Source organism: Psychrobacter sp. UBA3068, from assembly GCF_002366815.1.
GTDB classification, from domain to species: domain Bacteria; phylum Pseudomonadota; class Gammaproteobacteria; order Pseudomonadales; family Moraxellaceae; genus Psychrobacter; species Psychrobacter namhaensis.
In genome coordinates, this window is the sequence record NZ_DFBY01000031.1 from 1 (window position 1) to 16,541 (window position 16,541).

Below are 16,541 nucleotides of genomic sequence, written 5' to 3' on the forward strand. Positions count from 1 at the left end.
CAAGTTTTGGGGGTCAGTTCACATTCATCATTGAGTGGCGGGGCTTTTTTGTGGCTAACAGTAGGTAAACGCTAACGGGTTTTTATAACCTCTGACCCTCTGTTTTGCTGTTGAGCTAACTGTCTAGATACAGCTTTAAAGGGGTAGAGGGCAAAAAGGTTTTCTGCTCATGGATTGACTGATCACGGCTCAGCGATAGTGCGCCTTTAGCCAGCAACAAAATCGTCCAAGGTAGCAGTTGATGTTCAAGCTTTTGCACGCGTGTTTTTAGGCTATCAGCAGTCTCTTTTTGATTGATTTCTAATAGCCCTTGCGTCAAAACAGTGCCAGCATCAAGCTCAGCGGTAACAACATGAACACTACAGCCATGATGACGCTCACCTGCCTGTATGGCGCGTTGATGGGTATCAAGACCTTTATAAGCAGGCAGCAGGGAGGGATGTAAATTAATCATCGGTGCTGGCGCGTTCTCAATAAATGAGGCACTCAATACCCGCATAAAGCCCGCTAAGACAATAAGGTCTGGTTGCCATGCTATAAACTGATCACTAGCATGGCGCTCAAAAGTTTTGATCCCCATGCGTTTGCCGTTAGCAACGTGTGACAGGGTGACCACTGGAATAGAGGCGGCATTAGCACGTGTGATGGCATAGGCATCCTCACGATTGCTAATGACACCTACGATCTCAATCGGTAGCGCACCTGCTTGCATGGCATCAATCAACACTTGCAGGTTGCTACCACTACCTGATACCAAAACGACAATTCTTAATGGTTTGGTAGTGGAGGTAGTGGGTTCAGTTGGCTTGGTTTCAATTGATACAGTAGCAACGGACATTAACGGTACACCACGGCATCCGCCTGATCATTAGTGCTGCGTTTGACCATTTCACCCAGCTGCCACGCCTTTTCACCCGCGTCGTTTAACGTGTTGATGGCCGCTTCTGCTTTGTCTTTAGGAACGACGATAACAAAACCGACACCACAGTTAAAGGTGCGGTACATCTCGTTTTGGGCGATATTGCCTTGCGTTTGCAACCACGTGAACAGCTCTGAGAACTGCCAGCTATTGGTGTCGATACTGGCGGCTAAGTTTTCTGGCAATACACGAGGTAGATTATCGGTCAAGCCACCACCAGTAATGTGTGACATGGCATGTAAGGCTGAGCTACCAAGGGTATCTTGTAAGGCTTTAATGGCTTTGACATAGATGCGAGTCGGCGCCATCAAGGCGTCTTGAATAGGTTGTCCGTCGAGCTGCTCATCACTGCTAGTGACATCAACACCGCTGACTTCAATGACTTTTCGAACCAGTGAATAACCGTTAGAGTGTGCACCACTTGAGGCAAGGGCGATCAGTACATCGCCTTCTGCGACATTTTCACCCGTGATAACCTCACTTTCTTCTACCACGCCCACGCAGAATCCCGCCAAATCGTAATCATCATCTTGATACATGCCTGGCATCTCGGCTGTTTCGCCGCCGATAAGCGCACAGTTTGACAGCTTACAACCTTCGCCAATACCAGTGACGACAGTCGCTGCCGTATCGATATCGAGTTTGCCTGTCGCATAATAATCTAAAAAGAACAATGGCTCTGCACCGCAAACCAATAGATCATTGACACACATGGCGACCAAATCAATACCGATAGTGTCATGTCGATTCAGTTGTAACGCCAGCTTGAGCTTAGTACCCACACCATCAGTTCCTGAAACCAATAAAGGTGAGGTGTAACCTGTCGGAATACGACAAAGCGCCCCAAAGCCGCCAAGTCCACCCACAACCTCAGGACGAGAGGTGGCTTTTGCCACTGATTTAATACGTTGAACCAACGCATCGCCAGCATCAATATCAACGCCAGCATCTTTGTAGCTTAAAGAAGGCTTATTACTCATGGTCATCTCACAAATTTGTAGGGAATGAAGGTCAGTCAGTAGAAAAGCGAGTCGGTCGTGTTAATTCTGCAGATAGTGCGCGCATTATACCCAAAAATGGCACCCACTCGCAAAACAACTTGCCAATATTTGATGAAGATTTGCGGTAAGTACTCAACAAAAAGTTAAGCAACAAAAAAATGACTGATTTTTTGTTGGACTCTGCGATAATGAAACACTAAATTTACGGTCAATAACGGTTCGTTGTCGGGCAGTCGTCACTGTATAGGCATTGTGCAAACAGACACCCAGACCGTACTCACACTCCTGTTTTAACTCAGCCTAATCATAGGATTTCTTATTATGATAAACCAACCAATAGATCCCTTTTTTCGGCGTTTATTTATTGTCGTTGGTTTGGCGGTGGCGGTTTTTTTGCTGTACTTGATGATACCAGTCATTGTACCGTTTGTTTTTGCATTCGTACTCGCTTATTTGTTCAATCCGCTGGTTAAACGCTTGTCGAGGTACCTTAAGCGCTGGGTGGCGATTATCATTGTTTACTCTACCATCACTTTGGGCATGGCGTTGCTCTTATGGTGGCTGATACCAACATTGTGGCATCAGTTGCAAGCAGCGTGGGAGTACTTGCCAAAAGTGTTAAATTGGTACAATCAAGTGATACGTGAGTGGGTCGTTAATAACAGTCGCATTAATCTACCAGTGCTAGAGGCCAAAGCGTTTTCTGATACCTTGGTAGATTACATGCAAACGAATTACAAGTTTGCAGATGCCAGTACCATGATGAGCCAAATCATTGCCTCGAGTATGAACTTTATCAACAATGCCGGACTCATTGTGTTGGTACCGATTCTGACTTTTTATTTTTTATTCAATTGGGATCAGCGTTTGCAAACATGGAAGATGTCGATTCCTGCGCCTTACTGTAAACAAGTTGTCAATATTGCCCAAGAGTGTGATCGTGCGCTGATGGCTTTTATTAAAGGTCAGTTGTTGGTGATGGTATTACTGGGGGCCATTTATGCGATACAGCTTCAGCTTATCGGACTTGAGCTTGGGCTTATCATTGGTATGGCTGCAGGTATCGCCAGCTTTGTGCCTTATTTAGGCTTTGGTATTGGCTTTGTCGCTGCAATCATCGCTTGTCTGTTTCAGTTTGGGTTAGATTGGACGTATTTGTCACTGATCGTTGGGGCGTTTTTGGTGGGACAAGCAGCGGAAGGCTATGTTCTGCAGCCACTACTGTTGGGCGATAAAATTGGCCTATCACCGCTGTGGGTTATCTTTGCGGTGTTAGCAGGCGCAAGCTTGTTAGGTTTTGTTGGTATGCTGATTGCGCTGCCTGTCTCTGCTGTGCTTAACGTATTGTTCCGCCACTTGTACGCTTATTATCGCTCAACTGATTTTTATAAAGGCCGTAAACAACTGGTTTTATTTGAAAAGTAATAAGCGATTTGTTTTGAAATCAATAGCGTAGTGAGAAAACCACAGATAAGTGTCAGTCAGCCCCATAGGGTTTAATAAAGCTTAGTCAGTAAAAGACTTGTCAGTCATTTTGCAAATATGTTATATATAGGCGCAGTGTTAATAGCATGAGTTGTTATTGGGTAAGCTCTTTACAAGCCTTGTTTTGATAAAGCAATTTTCTGATTTATGCAGGGTGGCAGGTCGCATGTGAACGCCGTAAGTTTGCACCCAGTAGTGTCAGAGTGGTACCACGAAAGCTATTAATAATTTATCCTTTTTTATATTGCATTACGCAACACGAGTTGATGATTCATGGCAGAAGCACAGCTAAGTCTCAATCTGGACATAAAGCATGATGCAAGTTTAAGCGACTTTGCCGGTCCTGGTTGGATGTCGATTATTGATGCAGTTCGGCAGCTACATGTCGGTCTGATTGGTCAGTTGTATCTGTTTGGCAGTCCTGCTACTGGTAAGTCACACTTACTATCCGCTATTTGTGAGTCCTTTATTGAGATGGACAAGTCGGCAATTTGTTTGTCCTTGAATGAGCTGATTCATACCGATGTTCACGTACTTTCCTCTTTAGAGAACTTTGATCTGATAGCAATTGATGATTTAGAGGTGCTTGAGCAAAGTAGCCAGTGGCAAGAGGCTTTATTTCATCTCATCAATCGCAGTCGTGAAGGGCAGCGTCAGTTACTGTTTGCCGCCAATAAGCCTGCTGGTGAGTTACCCTTTCAGCTAAGAGACTTGCTGACCCGTCTGGCACAAGCCCCAACGTTTAAAGTACCAAATGGTCATGACTTAGCTGATCGACAGGCGCTGCTGCAGTCTATTTTGCGCCGACGTGGTTGGCAGTTTGATGATCGCATTATTGATCATTTGCTCACTGAGGGGCCGCATCGTATCGGGGCAATGATGGACGTGCTTAACTACATTCAGCCGATGTTCTCTAACCTTGGTCGCAGTAATATCTCTAAAGCCGTTATCAGTGATGCGTTACGTACTATTGATGAGCAGACACTGGCGGCAGAGCTGGCTGATATTGCGCAAGAGACGCAGGGAGACAACGACACAGTGGATCAAGACCAGCACACGATGCCTCTCGATTTTTAGCATTAAGAATACAAATTTTTCTATCCAAAACGCTTTTACTATTAATGGAATAAACTATGAAATCAAACGCTTCTTTGCTAAAAAAAATGGCCATCAGCACGTTGCTTATGGGCGCCGCCTCTATTCCTATGCTGTCACAGGCAGCTGTCACCTTATTGGTTGATGACCATATAAAAGTAACCGCCATTAATGGGCAAGAAGTCCAGCAAAGTGCGTTCCAACCACTGATGAAGGAGTTTACGCTTCAGCCTGGTCAACACGCTATTACTGCTAAATATGATCGTTTATATAACTTGCGCCGTGACGAACATGACTATTTGCGCTCAGGTAATGTGAGTGTCACGGCAGACTTGGCTGACAATCAAACCTATCGTCTAACCCTGCTCAATCAGCCAGAAAAATATGAAGCGGCTAAAGAGTATGCTGAGCGTCCAACGCTGGCTGTGCAACAGGGCAACACGGTCATCGCAAGACAGCAAGGTATGATAGGCAATCAAGGTGGATTACTGTCAGGACTGGGTAAGGCGTTAGGTGGCGTGTTTGGGGGCGCAGGTGACGCTGAACTACAAAATCAGCGTGCGATAGCAGCGCTAGGTCAACCAGCTGGCACGTCGCAAAGCAAGGTCAATACTAGTACAAGCGTTAGTCAGCAAACCACAACCGCCGCGTCCTCGACCAGTACTCTGGACCAATTTATGCAAATCTGGCTACAAGCCACACCTGCTGAGCGTGAGAAAATGCGCCAATGGATGCAAAAATAAACCGTTATCTTTAATAACATCCAAAGCAAAAAAAGCACCTATTTAGGTGCTTTTTTCTGGTTAAATGTCAGTATTCTTAAGAGATTTTATCACCGTTAGGACTAACCTAAAAAGGCGTTATACATCCAAACCAGCTTCTCTTGCTGTTGTACGTACTCGTCAGCCAGATCGGCTGTCCCTTGATCTTCGGCTTTTTCTGCTAGTGCTGATACATCACGTTGTTCTTCGATCAATGCTTGCAAGCCTGTGACAACGCCGTTGACACACGTGCTGCCGTCTTTTACATTTTTATCTTCTTGAATGCTAGTATGCTGAGCAAAGTCGCTATAAGCATGAAGTGGTGTACCACCTAGCGTTAAAATACGTTCTGCGATTTCGTCAATTTGTAGCTGTAGGTCGGTATAGAGCTCTTCAAACTTAGGATGGAGCGAAAAGAAATGCTCGCCTTTGACGTTCCAGTGGTAACCACGCACGTTGATATAGAACATGTGGTAGCTTGATAACAGACTATTAAGCTTAGCAATAACTTCGCTCATGTCGGCTTTTTCTAGACCAATTTGGTTAGTCGCATTATTAGTATTACTCATAATATTATCCTTATAGTGTGAGTGTTGGTATAAAAAGTTTAAAGAAGGTTAGAAGTGTAGCAACTCGCGTGCATCATTGCTACGCTCATTCATATATTAACGCTTTTTAGCGCTAAAAAGTAACCGTATAAAGATCACCTTAGTCACCTGTGCTAAGCGTTTACCATCCAACCTTTCTTCTGATGCTTATTATCATAACAAAACACTGTCTATAAGTTAAATTAGATAAATACAACGATATGATTGGTTGTGCAAATTGCAGAACATCACCCCTTTGCCGCCCTCTAGTGCGTGAGGGGCAAAGAGGTTTTGGATACTCTATGCAGGCGGCTGCAAGTTTTCAGGGTTTAAACCTTTAACTGGCACCACTTCCTGCAAATGCTGACGTACGGTGTCGATTGGGAACTTCTGTGCTTGCAAGCGTTTGGGCACGATTTGGCTGCCTTGCTGACCTTTCATCTCAAACATCATAAAGATGTAGTCGTCTGTCTCATCCCAGCTTTTGATGGACGTCCATGGGATCACCGCTTGCTGGGTCGCGCCTGCACGCATCTGCATGCCCCGCATTTGCGAGTTCTTCATAAGATCAGGCTGATTGCTTGGCATTGCCATGACTAAGCCATGCTTTTGTACGCCCAATTTCATTTGACGCATTTCATCTGGCATTTCTTGATCGGCCACTTGTTTTTCAAACTCTCTTTTGACATACCACTTAAAACCAAGGGTGCGGGCCAGCAGATAGATCACAACACCAACCAGCATCAACCAAAAAATAATGGTTGAATAGCCTGTGACAAAGACCAACCCTGCGATCGCTAAAAACACGACTACCGCCATAATGATCCATTCTTTCATCTTGATGCTTTTTAGACCAAAAGATGGGCTGGCACTGGCAAATAGCTCATATTGTGCTTGATGAAATTCAGCCTCGGTTAGATTTAAGGCAACAGGTTGTAGGGTGTAGGGGTACAGGGCCATAAAGGTTTCTCAAATACGTGTATTAAAAGCGTTGGGTTTAAATCGCCAAATGAAAGCAGCGACGCCACACTTGGCTAGAAGTGGAAGAATGGTATGCGCTTATCTTACCGAAAAGTACTCTTAAATGAAACATATAAGCAAGCTGGTTCACGGTTAGACGCTATATTAGTGCTTCCAATATAGAGGGTTGCGGCTTATTAGGTAAGTTAAGCATCAAAGCATAGGGTTGCAGCCTCAGAGAAATGGATGAAAACCCAGTCAAAAACAGTCAAAACATGGTCAAATCTGCTGGGTCTTGGTATTATAGCGGCTACAAGATATATTGGTAAAAACGGGGCATCACAGCCCGTTACCAGCAAGCTAGTTATAACGGTAAGCTAGCCGACTATTATATTAATAAGACTTTTTAACCTTTTACTCACTTTTAGCGTTACAGGCAACTACTATGATTGATCCGAAACTCTTACGCGGCGATTTAAGCGATTTACAACAGCAGCTGGCCACTCGTGGTTATGCGCTGGATATGGCGTTCTGGCAGACGATTGAAAACGAGCGGAAATCACTACAAATCAAGACCGAGGAGTTGCAATCGCGCCGTAATGCTGGGGCTAAACAAGTGGGCGCCCTAAAAAAATCAGGCGAAGATGCCAGTGAGCTATTGGCTGAGATGCAACGTGTCAGCGGTGAGATTAAGACGGCCGAAGACGAGCTGCGGACCTTGCAAGAACGTATCACGCACGCGGCATTACAGATTCCAAATATCCCAGCGGCAGATGTGCCAGTTGGTAGCTCAGAAGACGATAACGTAGAAGTGCGCAAGTGGGGCACGCCGCGTACGTTTGATTTTGAGATTCAAGATCATACACATATCGGTGAGACGCTTGGTATGCTTGATTTTGAGGCAGCGACCAAGTTGACTGGTAGCCGTTTTAACGTGCTTAGAGGACAGCTTGCACAACTGCATCGCGCACTGATTCAGTTTATGCTGAACACGCATACCATCAAATACGGCTATACCGAGACCTACGTGCCTTATATCGTGAACAGCGATAGCCTAAAAGGCACCGGCCAGTTGCCTAAGTTTGAAGATGACTTGTTTAAATTAACCAATCACACCAATAATGATGAGATGGATTTTTATCTCATTCCGACAGCAGAAGTACCAATGACCAATTTGGTCCGCGGCGAGCGTTTGGATATCAAAGAACTTCCGCTAAAGTTCACCGCGCATACGCCATGTTTCCGTAGTGAAGCGGGCTCACACGGGCGTGATACGCGTGGTCTGATTCGTCAGCATCAGTTTGAAAAAGTTGAAATGGTGAATGTTGCTACCAGCGATCAGTCTGATGAGTTGCTAGAAGCCATGACCGGACAAGCTGAATATATTTTGCAGCAGTTGAACCTGCCGTATCGTACTGTACAACTATGTACTGGCGATATGGGTTTTGCCGCGCAAAAAACCTACGACATCGAAGTGTGGTTGCCGAGCCAAGATATGTACCGTGAAATCTCTAGCTGCTCAAACTGTGGTGACTTCCAAGCACGGCGTATGGGTACGCGTGTCAAAGATGGTAAGCAAACCAGTCTGGCACACACGTTAAATGGCTCAGGTCTAGCAGTCGGGCGTACGTTATTGGCCGTGATGGAAAACCATCAAAACGCCGATGGTAGTATTACCGTTCCAGAAGTGCTGCGTCCGTTTATGGGCGGTGTTGAGCGCATTTCCGCCTAATAAGTTTTCTAATGATGTACCCTGCGGGTCACTCAGGTGACTCGCAGTTTGTGGTTTGATAGTTGCCACTTATCAGTTTTATTGCTCGTTGTTCAATAAAACTGATATAGGTGATTGCTAAATACAAACGGTCTTGTCATCGCATTTTTGGCTTGACGCATAGCAAATATGTTAATATTGCACCTTGATTTTACAGCCTATCTATCGAAGGTGCGGATTGCGCTTTTGATGGGTGATCTTCTGAGTAAACTCTCCTCTTATCTTTATACGATTCATTCGAATATTAGGACACTCTATGCCAGCTCCAATTAGCGAACGTAAACTAGCCAATGCCATCCGTGTACTGTCGTTTGACGCGGTTCAAAAAGCCAACTCTGGACATCCGGGTGCGCCAATGGGTATGGCTGATATTGCCGAAGTTTTGTGGCGCAAATTTTTGAAGCACAATCCAGCTGATCCGAAGTGGCACAACCGCGACCGCTTTGTATTGTCAAATGGTCATGGCTCGATGCTTATTTACTCATTACTGCATTTATCAGGCTATGATGTGAGCGTTGATGATCTAAAAGGCTTTCGCCAACTGCATTCAAAAACCCCAGGCCATCCTGAGCTTGGCTATACGCCAGGTGTTGAAACAACCACTGGTCCACTAGGACAAGGTATTGCTAATGCCGTTGGTTTTGCGATTGCTGAAAAAACCTTAGCCGCACAGTTCAACCGTGACGGTCATAACGTCGTTGATCATCATACCTATGCGTTCTTGGGCGATGGCTGCTTGATGGAAGGTATCAGCCATGAAGTTTGCTCGCTAGCAGGCACCTTAGGTCTTGGCAAGCTGGTATTCTTCTATGATGATAACGGTATCTCAATCGATGGTAATGTCGAAGGTTGGTTTACTGACGATACTGAGGCGCGCTTTGAGTCATACGGCTGGCAAGTCATCAAAGTCGATGGTCATGATACCGATGCCATCACCCAAGCGACTGAGCAAGCGATTGCAGAAACCACTAAGCCAAGCTTGATTATTTGCAAAACCACCATCGGTGCTGGTAGCCCGAACAAACAAGGCCTGGCGGCAAGTCATGGCGCGCCACTTGGTGATGACGAAATCGCCTTGACGCGTGATGCGCTGTCTTGGAAGCATGCCCCATTTGAATTAGATGACGAAATCTACGAAGCGTGGGATGCTAAAGCCAAAGGCGACGTACAACAAAAGAACTGGGATGCGGACTTTGAAGCTTATAAAAAAGCCTATCCAGAACTTGCGTCTGAGCTATTACGCCGCTTAAACGGTGAGTTGCCAGCGGATTTCGCAAGTCAAGCACAAGCCTATATTCAGCAAACTCAAGAAGCGGGCGGCGATGTTGCTAGTCGTAAAGCCAGCCAAAATGCCATCAATAGCTTGCAGCCACTACTACCAGAATTATTGGGCGGCTCAGCGGATCTGGCTGGCTCGAACCTCACGCTATTTAAAGGCGCTAAAGGGATCGAAAAAGACAGCGATGGCAACTATATCTATTATGGCGTACGTGAGTTCGGCATGACTGCGATTGCCAATGGTATCGCACTGCACGGCGGTTTTATCCCTTACGTAGCGACGTTCCTCATGTTTATGGAGTACGCACGCAACGCCGTACGCATGGGCGCACTCATGAAGCAGCGCGTCATTCATGTCTATACGCATGACTCTATCGGTCTGGGTGAAGATGGCCCAACGCATCAGCCAGTTGAGCAATTGACGAGTCTACGTACCACGCCAAACCTACGCACATGGCGTCCTTGTGATGCGACAGAGTCAGCCAGTGCTTGGGTAGAAGCAATCAAGTCTGAAAGCAATCCATCCGCATTGATCTTTAGCCGTCAAAGCTTGCCACATCAAGCCCGTGATAGCGAGCAAGTTGCCAATATCACCAAAGGTGGTTATGTATTGGCAAAAGAGCAGGGCGAGCTACAAGCCATCATCATCGCGACCGGTTCAGAAGTTGGCCTTGCGATGGATGCATACGAAACATTGAGCGCAAATGGTGTTGGCGTCCGTGTGGTGTCTATGCCATGTGCAGAGATTTTCGTTGAGCAAGAGGCGAGCTATCGCGAAGCGGTATTACCTGCCAATATCCGTGCCCGCGTCGCAGTAGAAGCCGCGCATGTGGATTACTGGTATAAGTTCGTTGGTCTAGATGGCAAAGTCATCGGCATGACGACTTATGGTGAGTCTGCCCCTGCAAGCGATTTGTATAAAGAGTTTGGTATCACGACTGATGCTGTGGTTGATGCGGTGAATAGTTTGGTGTAATAAACCTAATTTAGTTAGTATTTAAAAAAAGAGCCACTAGAGAAATCTGGTGGCTTTTTTTTGTATAGCTAATCAATATATTAAGTTGTATTATTGTATAAACTAAATATTTTACTAGGTGTCGTAATGATTAAAGAGCTAATTAAAGATATAAGTTACGATAAAATCTCTTTAGATCAAGCGTTAACCAGAGCTAAGCTAATTGCCTATAAAATTGATAATGAAGAATTTATAAGTTGGATAAGTAGAGAGCTGAATGGATATGATGATTTAGATGTTATTCCTGAATATCGAGAATTACACTGTGACATAGTTGCTAGAGTAGAAAATCCATATAGTGGTACTAGATTGGTTCCTATAGATTTGACTGAATTTGACAGAAGTATTGATGGTAATTTATATAAATTTAATTATACATTAAGTATTTTTGGCGTTGAACAGAACTTAGAAGCTGTGAAGCATTCAAACGAGCAACATGGATATATTGATTTTCCTATTGAGATAGTAAGGGATATAAGTAAGCTTGTTCAGCAAAATAATATATCTGCTGTAAGTAGAAAAATGCAATTTAGTCAGCTACATAATATATTAAGCATAACAAAGCAGAGGCTTTTAGATACATTACTTGAACTAAATAAAGCTTTTCCAGATTTAGAAGATGAATATATGAACGATGATAAAAAAGATACAGCGAGTCAAATTATTACTACGAATATCTATGGCAATAATGCAAGTTCGAATGTTGGAGTTGGCAAGGATTTCACTCAAGGCATTAGCAATAGCTATACGGAAAAAGTAGAGCAAGTACTCAATGATTTAAGGCAGTTAGGTGTTCCAAAAGAAGACATTAATGAATTAGAAGATATTATTAACAATGAGCCAGATAAAAATAAACTTAGTGCTAAGTTTCTTGCTTGGTCGTCTGCTCTCATGACAAAAGTTGTTGAAAAAGGTATAGATGTCAAAGTACCTGAGGTTTTAGATGCGATTCAAAGCCTTGTGGTCTAGGATGTTTAGAGTAAGAAACTATGTCCCTAAAATCTACTTTTAAAGGCTTTCTCGGCGAAACCGTTATCAATGTCGCCATGTGGCTAAAACTTGAAAAAGACGTCTATCACCGATTAAACGGTATTACCTTGCCACGAGCCAATGGCGGCAGCACCCAAATCGATCATATTATCGTTTCTGTATATGGCATCTTCGTGATTGAGACCAAAAACTATAAAGGCTGGATATACGGAAAGGAGACGCAAAGACAGTGGACGCAATCCTTCCCAAATGGCAGTAAATTCAAATTCCAAAACCCATTGCGCCAAAACTACTTGCACGTCAAGACGCTTGCAGATTTATTAGAACTGGAGCTGAGCTACTTTCATTCAATGATTGCCTTCATCGGTGAGTGTGAGCTAAAAACCCGTGACGAGTTGCCTGAACATGTATTGACGAGTGGTATGGTCTCTTATGTGAAGAAAAAGCAGGATAAGATACTGACTGAAGACGAGGTTACCTCTGTCGTTGAGCAAATAGAAAGCAATCGATTTAGCAAGTCGTGGCGCACCAACAGGCAGCACAAAGCCTATCTAAAAGATAAGCATAGCAACTCAAGTAAGCTGCCAAACCAGCAATCAAATCTTAACTCACAGATTAAACCTGCGCCCATTCCAGAATCAGCACCTAAACCCAGAGACGTCCTAAAAAGTAGAGAAGTGCAGCGATGGTCTGGTCAAACTGAGGTTGAGCCTAGCGATCTACCAATTGATAGTCTGAATACGCAGCAGACAATCACACCGCATACCAGTATGTCGCATGATATTGCTGATAAAGTGTTTCTTACGCCATTTGAGATTGTAGCGTCTGAGCCACAATTGAGTGAACCTGTGATACTTGAGGCGACAGACCATACAGCTGATCTCGTCCAAACGCCAACCTGCCCGAGATGCAACGGCGCGATGATCGAACGCGTGGCAAAAAAAGGCCAGCGGCAGCAAGGTCAGCCCTTTTTTGGTTGTAGCCAGTTTCCTAAATGTCGCGGTGTGGTGAACGTTGATTAGATAAAATTACTTAATGCCTTCTTACTGTTTTAACTAATCTGTTTATCACCAACTGAGTTACTTTGACACAGTCAAAAGCTATGTGTTTTATAGCGTTTTATGCAGAAGCCTGCTCACCATAACCATGATTTTCCTTGATAAGGTCCGCTATTTTTTCAGCGATCATAATGGTTGGCGCATTGGTATTGGCGCTAATGAGTGTCGGCATTACGGAGGCATCGATGACCCGTAATCCGCTAATCCCGCGCACTTTTAGTTCTAAATCGACCACTGAGCTGTCATCTGAGCCCATACGGCAAGTGCCTATAGGGTGATAGATGGTGTCTGACTTGTTGCGGATATAGCCAAGCAGGCCGTCTTTTTCGATGTAGGGGGCAGGGTAGTCCTCAGTGATATATTTGGCCATTGGCGACTCTTGCATGATAGCGCGGGTACGCTTAGCACCAGCCACCATGTACTCTACGTCTTTAGGGTGCGATAGGTAGTTTGGATCAATCAAGACGGCCTCTGATGGGTCGGCTGACGCAAGTCTAACCGTACCTCGGCTCTCAGGGCGTAAGTAGCAGGAGTGGCAAGATACGGCAAAACCACGCCTAAGATCGCGGCCATGTTCGATCACGCGCGAGATGACAAAATGAAGCTGGGTATTGGGCCATTCTTTTGGATCGTCGCCGACACTAAAGAATGCGCCTGCTTCTGCATAATTGGTAGACAATAAGCCTGTGCCATCCTTCCTCCATTGTCGAATGGCTTTGGTTAAGTTGGTAATCGTTGCCATACCAAGTCCGATGACATCGGTGGTATTGACCTCGTAGTCAAAGACCACGTCCAAATGATCTTGCAGATTGCCACCGACGTCAGGCGCATCTACCACGACATCGATGCCGTGAGCTTGTAAATGGTCGGCAGGGCCGATACCTGAGAGCATTAGAATCTTGGGCGAACCAAACGCGCCCCCTGCTAAGAGAACTTCATGACGCGCGTTGATGGTGTGTTCTACGCCATCTTTTTCATAGATGACACCAGTCGCTTGTTTGTTTTCAATGATGACACGGTTGACTTGCGCGTGAGTGATGACGGTGAGGTTTGAACGGCTTTGTACGGGATGCAAGTAGGCAGCAGCGGCAGAGCAGCGTTGACCTTGTTTTTCTCCATGAAAGTGAGTGACTTGGTATAAGCCTGCGCCATCTTGTTTTTCGCTGTTGAAGTCTGTGTTATGGTCCAGACCGTTGGCCATGGCGGCTTCTACAAATGCTTTTGAGATGGCTCGCGGACTGAGTAAGTCACTAACATGTAGGGGCCCACTATCGCCATGCAAGGCGTCGCTACCGTGGATGTTGTTTTCAGCTTTGATAAAGTACGGTAGCACATCATCAAACCCCCATCCTGTGCAGCCTTGTTCTACCCAGCGTTCATAGTCAAGCGCACTGCCACGGGTATAAATCATGGCGTTGATAGCAGAGGAACCGCCCAAGCACTGGCCACGCGGCTGGAAACCACGACGGTTATTGAGATGAGTTTGGGGCGTGGTGTGAAAACACCAATTGTTCAGTTTAAGCGGTTTGCCAGGAACCAAAAGGATCAGTCCGGCAGGGACACGTACCGCAAGGTCTTTACCATCACCGCCGTATTCTAATAAGCAGACACTGATGTCTGGGTTTTCGGTGAGGCGGCTGGCAAGTACACAGCCTGCAGAGCCACCACCAACGATGACATAATCAAATGTTGAGTCAAGTTCCATTTTATATTCCTTGTAGCATCCATGCTCATGAAAATAGGTACGCTTTACAGTATCTATTATTTTGCTGAAATAATAAAATAAAAATGACTAAGTGGTGTCTATTTGGCAAAAGGTAATGTGTTAGAAGCTTGCAGCGACGTTAGGTTGATGAATAGTTTATGCTCTGCTGCACACAAATTTATACCGAACATACTTCTGAGCGCACGATAAACCGTTTGCCCTCAGGTATCTCTAGTGAAAAGCTAGCGCCGCGTCCTTTTACGACATCGATTGTCAGATCGGTATGTTGCCATAGCTTGTACTGGGCTTTGCCCATATAAAACGGACAGCCAACCAGCTCGCCGACCAACACATCTTGCGCGCCGACTTTAAACTCTCCGAGTGGATAGCACATGGGTGAGCTGCCATCGCAGCAGCCTCCTGATTGATGAAACATCAGCTCGCCGTGTTTGGATTTTAGTAGCTCGATTAATGCTTTGCAGGATTCTGTCGCGGTCACTTTCATAATGATTTCCTTATCTTGAAAGAGTGTTTATGTGAGAGAGTGTTCATGTCACTCACCTTTATACTGAGTCACCATATAAAAAATCGCACCGCCTTCACTCACACCATTTATAGCATGTGATTGAAACCGATACGACCTGTTGTTTATGATCAGACGTGTGAGTCACTAAAGTAGTATCAAAGTGTCACCATGTACGGCTACATACTGTAGTCAATGACAATCCGACCCTCGATTTTACCGTCACGCATACGCTGAAAAATGTCATTGATATTTTCTAATGGCTCAGCGGCAACGGTCGCTTTTACTTTGCCTGCGGCGGCCATCTCTAATGACTCTTGTAAGTCCAGACGGGTACCCACGATGGAACCACGAATGGTGATACCATTCAAAACAGTATCAAAGATGGATACGGGGAAGTCGCCAGCTGGTAGTCCATTACACACTAAAGTGCCACCGCGTCGCAGCATACTCAGTGCTTGGTCAAATGCTTTGGTGGATACAGCTGTCACTAATGCGCCATGAGCACCGCCGATCTCTTCTTGTAGAAACTCACCCGGATCGGTGTTTGTCGCATTAACAGTCACTTTTGCCCCCAGTTTTTTGGCGAACTCAAGCTTCTCGTCATCAACATCGACAGCCGCCACATTGAGACCCATGGCAATAGCGTATTGAACGGCCATGTGACCAAGTCCCCCGATACCTGAGATCACCACCCAGTCGCCAGGCTTGGTATCAGTCATTTTTAGACCTTTATAGACAGTGACACCTGCACATAAAACGGGTGCAATCTCAATAGAGTCGACACTCTCAGGGATAATGCCGACATAGTTGGCATCTGCTAGGACATACTCAGCAAAACTGCCGTTTACCGAGTAACCCGAATTTTCTTGCTGCTCACACAAGGTTTCCCAGCCACCCAAACAATGAGTACAGTGGCCGCAAGCAGAGTGGAGCCACGGCACACCGACGCGGTCACCTTCTTTGACGTGATCTACATTTTCGCCAACGGTAGTGATAACTCCAACACCTTCGTGTCCGGGAATAAAGGGAGGCGTCGGTTTCACCGGCCAATCGCCCTCAACTGCATGCAGATCTGTGTGACAGACCCCTGATGCTTGCATTTTGACGACGATTTGACCAGCGCCTGGGGTTGGGATCTCCACTTCTTCAATTTGTAAGGGTTGTCCGAACTCATGTAATACAGCGGCTTTCATTTTGTTAGTCATAATAAGCTCTCTTTTATGGGTGATTGATAAATGTTGATATAAAAAGTTGTTGCGATATTGCATTCAAAATATGCAAACACCTTATTTTGAACGCAAGACTGCTACAAATTTTTCCTGCTGTGCGCCTAAGCGCATTAGAGGATATAAAAATTCGTCTCAGTTTTTTATTTAGATCGTTGTAGCGA

General features: G+C 45.2%; 14 protein-coding genes. 7 read left to right on the top strand and 7 right to left on the bottom strand.

The window, feature by feature from the left end:
* Nucleotides 1-115 precede the first annotated feature (115 nt).
* The gene (purN, locus tag B2P60_RS07705; protein WP_286740406.1) at nt 116-838 is read right to left on the bottom strand and encodes a phosphoribosylglycinamide formyltransferase; all 723 of its coding nucleotides are present in this window, start codon (nt 836-838) and stop codon (nt 116-118) included.
* Nucleotides 838-1,899: a phosphoribosylformylglycinamidine cyclo-ligase gene (purM, locus tag B2P60_RS07710; protein WP_286740407.1), complete on the bottom strand. Its 1,062-nt coding sequence runs from the start codon at nt 1,897-1,899 to the stop codon at nt 838-840. Before purM ends, purN begins: the two co-directional genes overlap by 1 nt.
* 342 nt (nt 1,900-2,241) lie before the next feature.
* Here purM and B2P60_RS07715 point away from each other — a divergent pair, with 342 nt between their 5' ends.
* The 3 genes from B2P60_RS07715 to B2P60_RS07725 all read left to right on the top strand — a co-directional run bounded on the left by B2P60_RS07715 (nt 2,242) and on the right by B2P60_RS07725 (nt 5,243).
* Entirely contained in the window at nt 2,242-3,345 is a 1,104-nt protein-coding gene (locus B2P60_RS07715) for an AI-2E family transporter (protein WP_286740408.1), read from the top strand.
* Between the two features lie 333 nt (nt 3,346-3,678).
* Complete coding sequence (hda, locus tag B2P60_RS07720) at nt 3,679-4,482, top strand: DnaA regulatory inactivator Hda (RefSeq protein ID WP_193006122.1); 804 nt, start codon at nt 3,679-3,681, stop codon at nt 4,480-4,482.
* 56 nt (nt 4,483-4,538) lie between these two features.
* The gene (locus B2P60_RS07725) at nt 4,539-5,243 is read left to right on the top strand and encodes a DUF2057 family protein (RefSeq protein WP_286740409.1); all 705 of its coding nucleotides are present in this window, start codon (nt 4,539-4,541) and stop codon (nt 5,241-5,243) included.
* A 101-nt stretch (nt 5,244-5,344) separates the two neighbouring features.
* On the opposite strand, the gene B2P60_RS07730 is transcribed toward B2P60_RS07725, so the two are convergent.
* Nucleotides 5,345-5,830: a Dps family protein gene (locus B2P60_RS07730; RefSeq protein WP_193006124.1), complete on the bottom strand. Its 486-nt coding sequence runs from the start codon at nt 5,828-5,830 to the stop codon at nt 5,345-5,347.
* A gap of 318 nt (nt 5,831-6,148) precedes the next feature.
* Entirely contained in the window at nt 6,149-6,808 is a 660-nt protein-coding gene (locus tag B2P60_RS07735) for a YcxB family protein (protein WP_193006125.1), read from the bottom strand.
* 445 nt (nt 6,809-7,253) lie between these two features.
* On the opposite strand from B2P60_RS07735, the gene serS reads away from it, so the two are divergent.
* The 4 genes from serS to B2P60_RS07755 all read left to right on the top strand — a co-directional run bounded on the left by serS (nt 7,254) and on the right by B2P60_RS07755 (nt 12,884).
* Nucleotides 7,254-8,540 (top strand): serine--tRNA ligase, encoded by a 1,287-nt coding sequence (serS, locus tag B2P60_RS07740; protein WP_286740411.1) that lies wholly within the window; start codon nt 7,254-7,256, stop codon nt 8,538-8,540.
* 295 nt (nt 8,541-8,835) lie between these two features.
* On the top strand, nt 8,836-10,833 hold the full coding sequence (gene tkt / locus B2P60_RS07745) for a transketolase (RefSeq protein WP_286740414.1): 1,998 nt from the start codon (nt 8,836-8,838) through the stop codon (nt 10,831-10,833).
* Nucleotides 10,834-10,959: 126 nt separating this feature from the next.
* On the top strand, nt 10,960-11,841 hold the full coding sequence (locus B2P60_RS07750) for a hypothetical protein (RefSeq protein ID WP_286740415.1): 882 nt from the start codon (nt 10,960-10,962) through the stop codon (nt 11,839-11,841).
* A gap of 20 nt (nt 11,842-11,861) precedes the next feature.
* A complete protein-coding gene (locus B2P60_RS07755; RefSeq protein WP_286740416.1) occupies nt 11,862-12,884 on the top strand; it encodes a nuclease-related domain-containing protein in 1,023 nt (340 codons plus the stop codon).
* 97 nt (nt 12,885-12,981) lie between these two features.
* On the opposite strand, the gene B2P60_RS07760 is transcribed toward B2P60_RS07755, so the two are convergent.
* From B2P60_RS07760 to adhP, 3 genes are all read right to left on the bottom strand, one after another.
* Nucleotides 12,982-14,625 carry a GMC family oxidoreductase gene (locus tag B2P60_RS07760; RefSeq protein ID WP_286740418.1) on the bottom strand — a complete coding sequence of 548 codons (1,644 nt, stop codon included), beginning with the start codon at nt 14,623-14,625 and terminating at the stop codon, nt 12,982-12,984.
* A 178-nt stretch (nt 14,626-14,803) separates the two neighbouring features.
* Entirely contained in the window at nt 14,804-15,130 is a 327-nt protein-coding gene (locus B2P60_RS07765; RefSeq protein WP_193004896.1) for a DUF779 domain-containing protein, read from the bottom strand.
* A gap of 197 nt (nt 15,131-15,327) precedes the next feature.
* Entirely contained in the window at nt 15,328-16,356 is a 1,029-nt protein-coding gene (gene adhP / locus B2P60_RS07770) for an alcohol dehydrogenase AdhP (RefSeq protein ID WP_286740420.1), read from the bottom strand.
* Nucleotides 16,357-16,541 lie beyond the last annotated feature (185 nt).

Excerpts from the sequence above, each read along its gene's own strand:
- purN (WP_286740406.1), bottom strand. The coding sequence starts at position 838 with ATGTCCGTTGCTACTGTATCAATTGAAACCAAGCCAACTGAACCCACT.
- purM (WP_286740407.1), bottom strand. The coding sequence starts at position 1,899 with ATGAGTAATAAGCCTTCTTTAAGCTACAAAGATGCTGGCGTTGATATT.
- B2P60_RS07715 (WP_286740408.1), top strand. The coding sequence starts at position 2,242 with ATGATAAACCAACCAATAGATCCCTTTTTTCGGCGTTTATTTATTGTC.
- hda (WP_193006122.1), top strand. The coding sequence starts at position 3,679 with ATGGCAGAAGCACAGCTAAGTCTCAATCTGGACATAAAGCATGATGCA.
- B2P60_RS07725 (WP_286740409.1), top strand. The coding sequence starts at position 4,539 with ATGAAATCAAACGCTTCTTTGCTAAAAAAAATGGCCATCAGCACGTTG.
- B2P60_RS07730 (WP_193006124.1), bottom strand. The coding sequence starts at position 5,830 with ATGAGTAATACTAATAATGCGACTAACCAAATTGGTCTAGAAAAAGCC.
- B2P60_RS07735 (WP_193006125.1), bottom strand. The coding sequence starts at position 6,808 with ATGGCCCTGTACCCCTACACCCTACAACCTGTTGCCTTAAATCTAACC.
- serS (WP_286740411.1), top strand. The coding sequence starts at position 7,254 with ATGATTGATCCGAAACTCTTACGCGGCGATTTAAGCGATTTACAACAG.
- tkt (WP_286740414.1), top strand. The coding sequence starts at position 8,836 with ATGCCAGCTCCAATTAGCGAACGTAAACTAGCCAATGCCATCCGTGTA.
- B2P60_RS07750 (WP_286740415.1), top strand. The coding sequence starts at position 10,960 with ATGATTAAAGAGCTAATTAAAGATATAAGTTACGATAAAATCTCTTTA.
- B2P60_RS07755 (WP_286740416.1), top strand. The coding sequence starts at position 11,862 with ATGTCCCTAAAATCTACTTTTAAAGGCTTTCTCGGCGAAACCGTTATC.
- B2P60_RS07760 (WP_286740418.1), bottom strand. The coding sequence starts at position 14,625 with ATGGAACTTGACTCAACATTTGATTATGTCATCGTTGGTGGTGGCTCT.
- B2P60_RS07765 (WP_193004896.1), bottom strand. The coding sequence starts at position 15,130 with ATGAAAGTGACCGCGACAGAATCCTGCAAAGCATTAATCGAGCTACTA.
- adhP (WP_286740420.1), bottom strand. The coding sequence starts at position 16,356 with ATGACTAACAAAATGAAAGCCGCTGTATTACATGAGTTCGGACAACCC.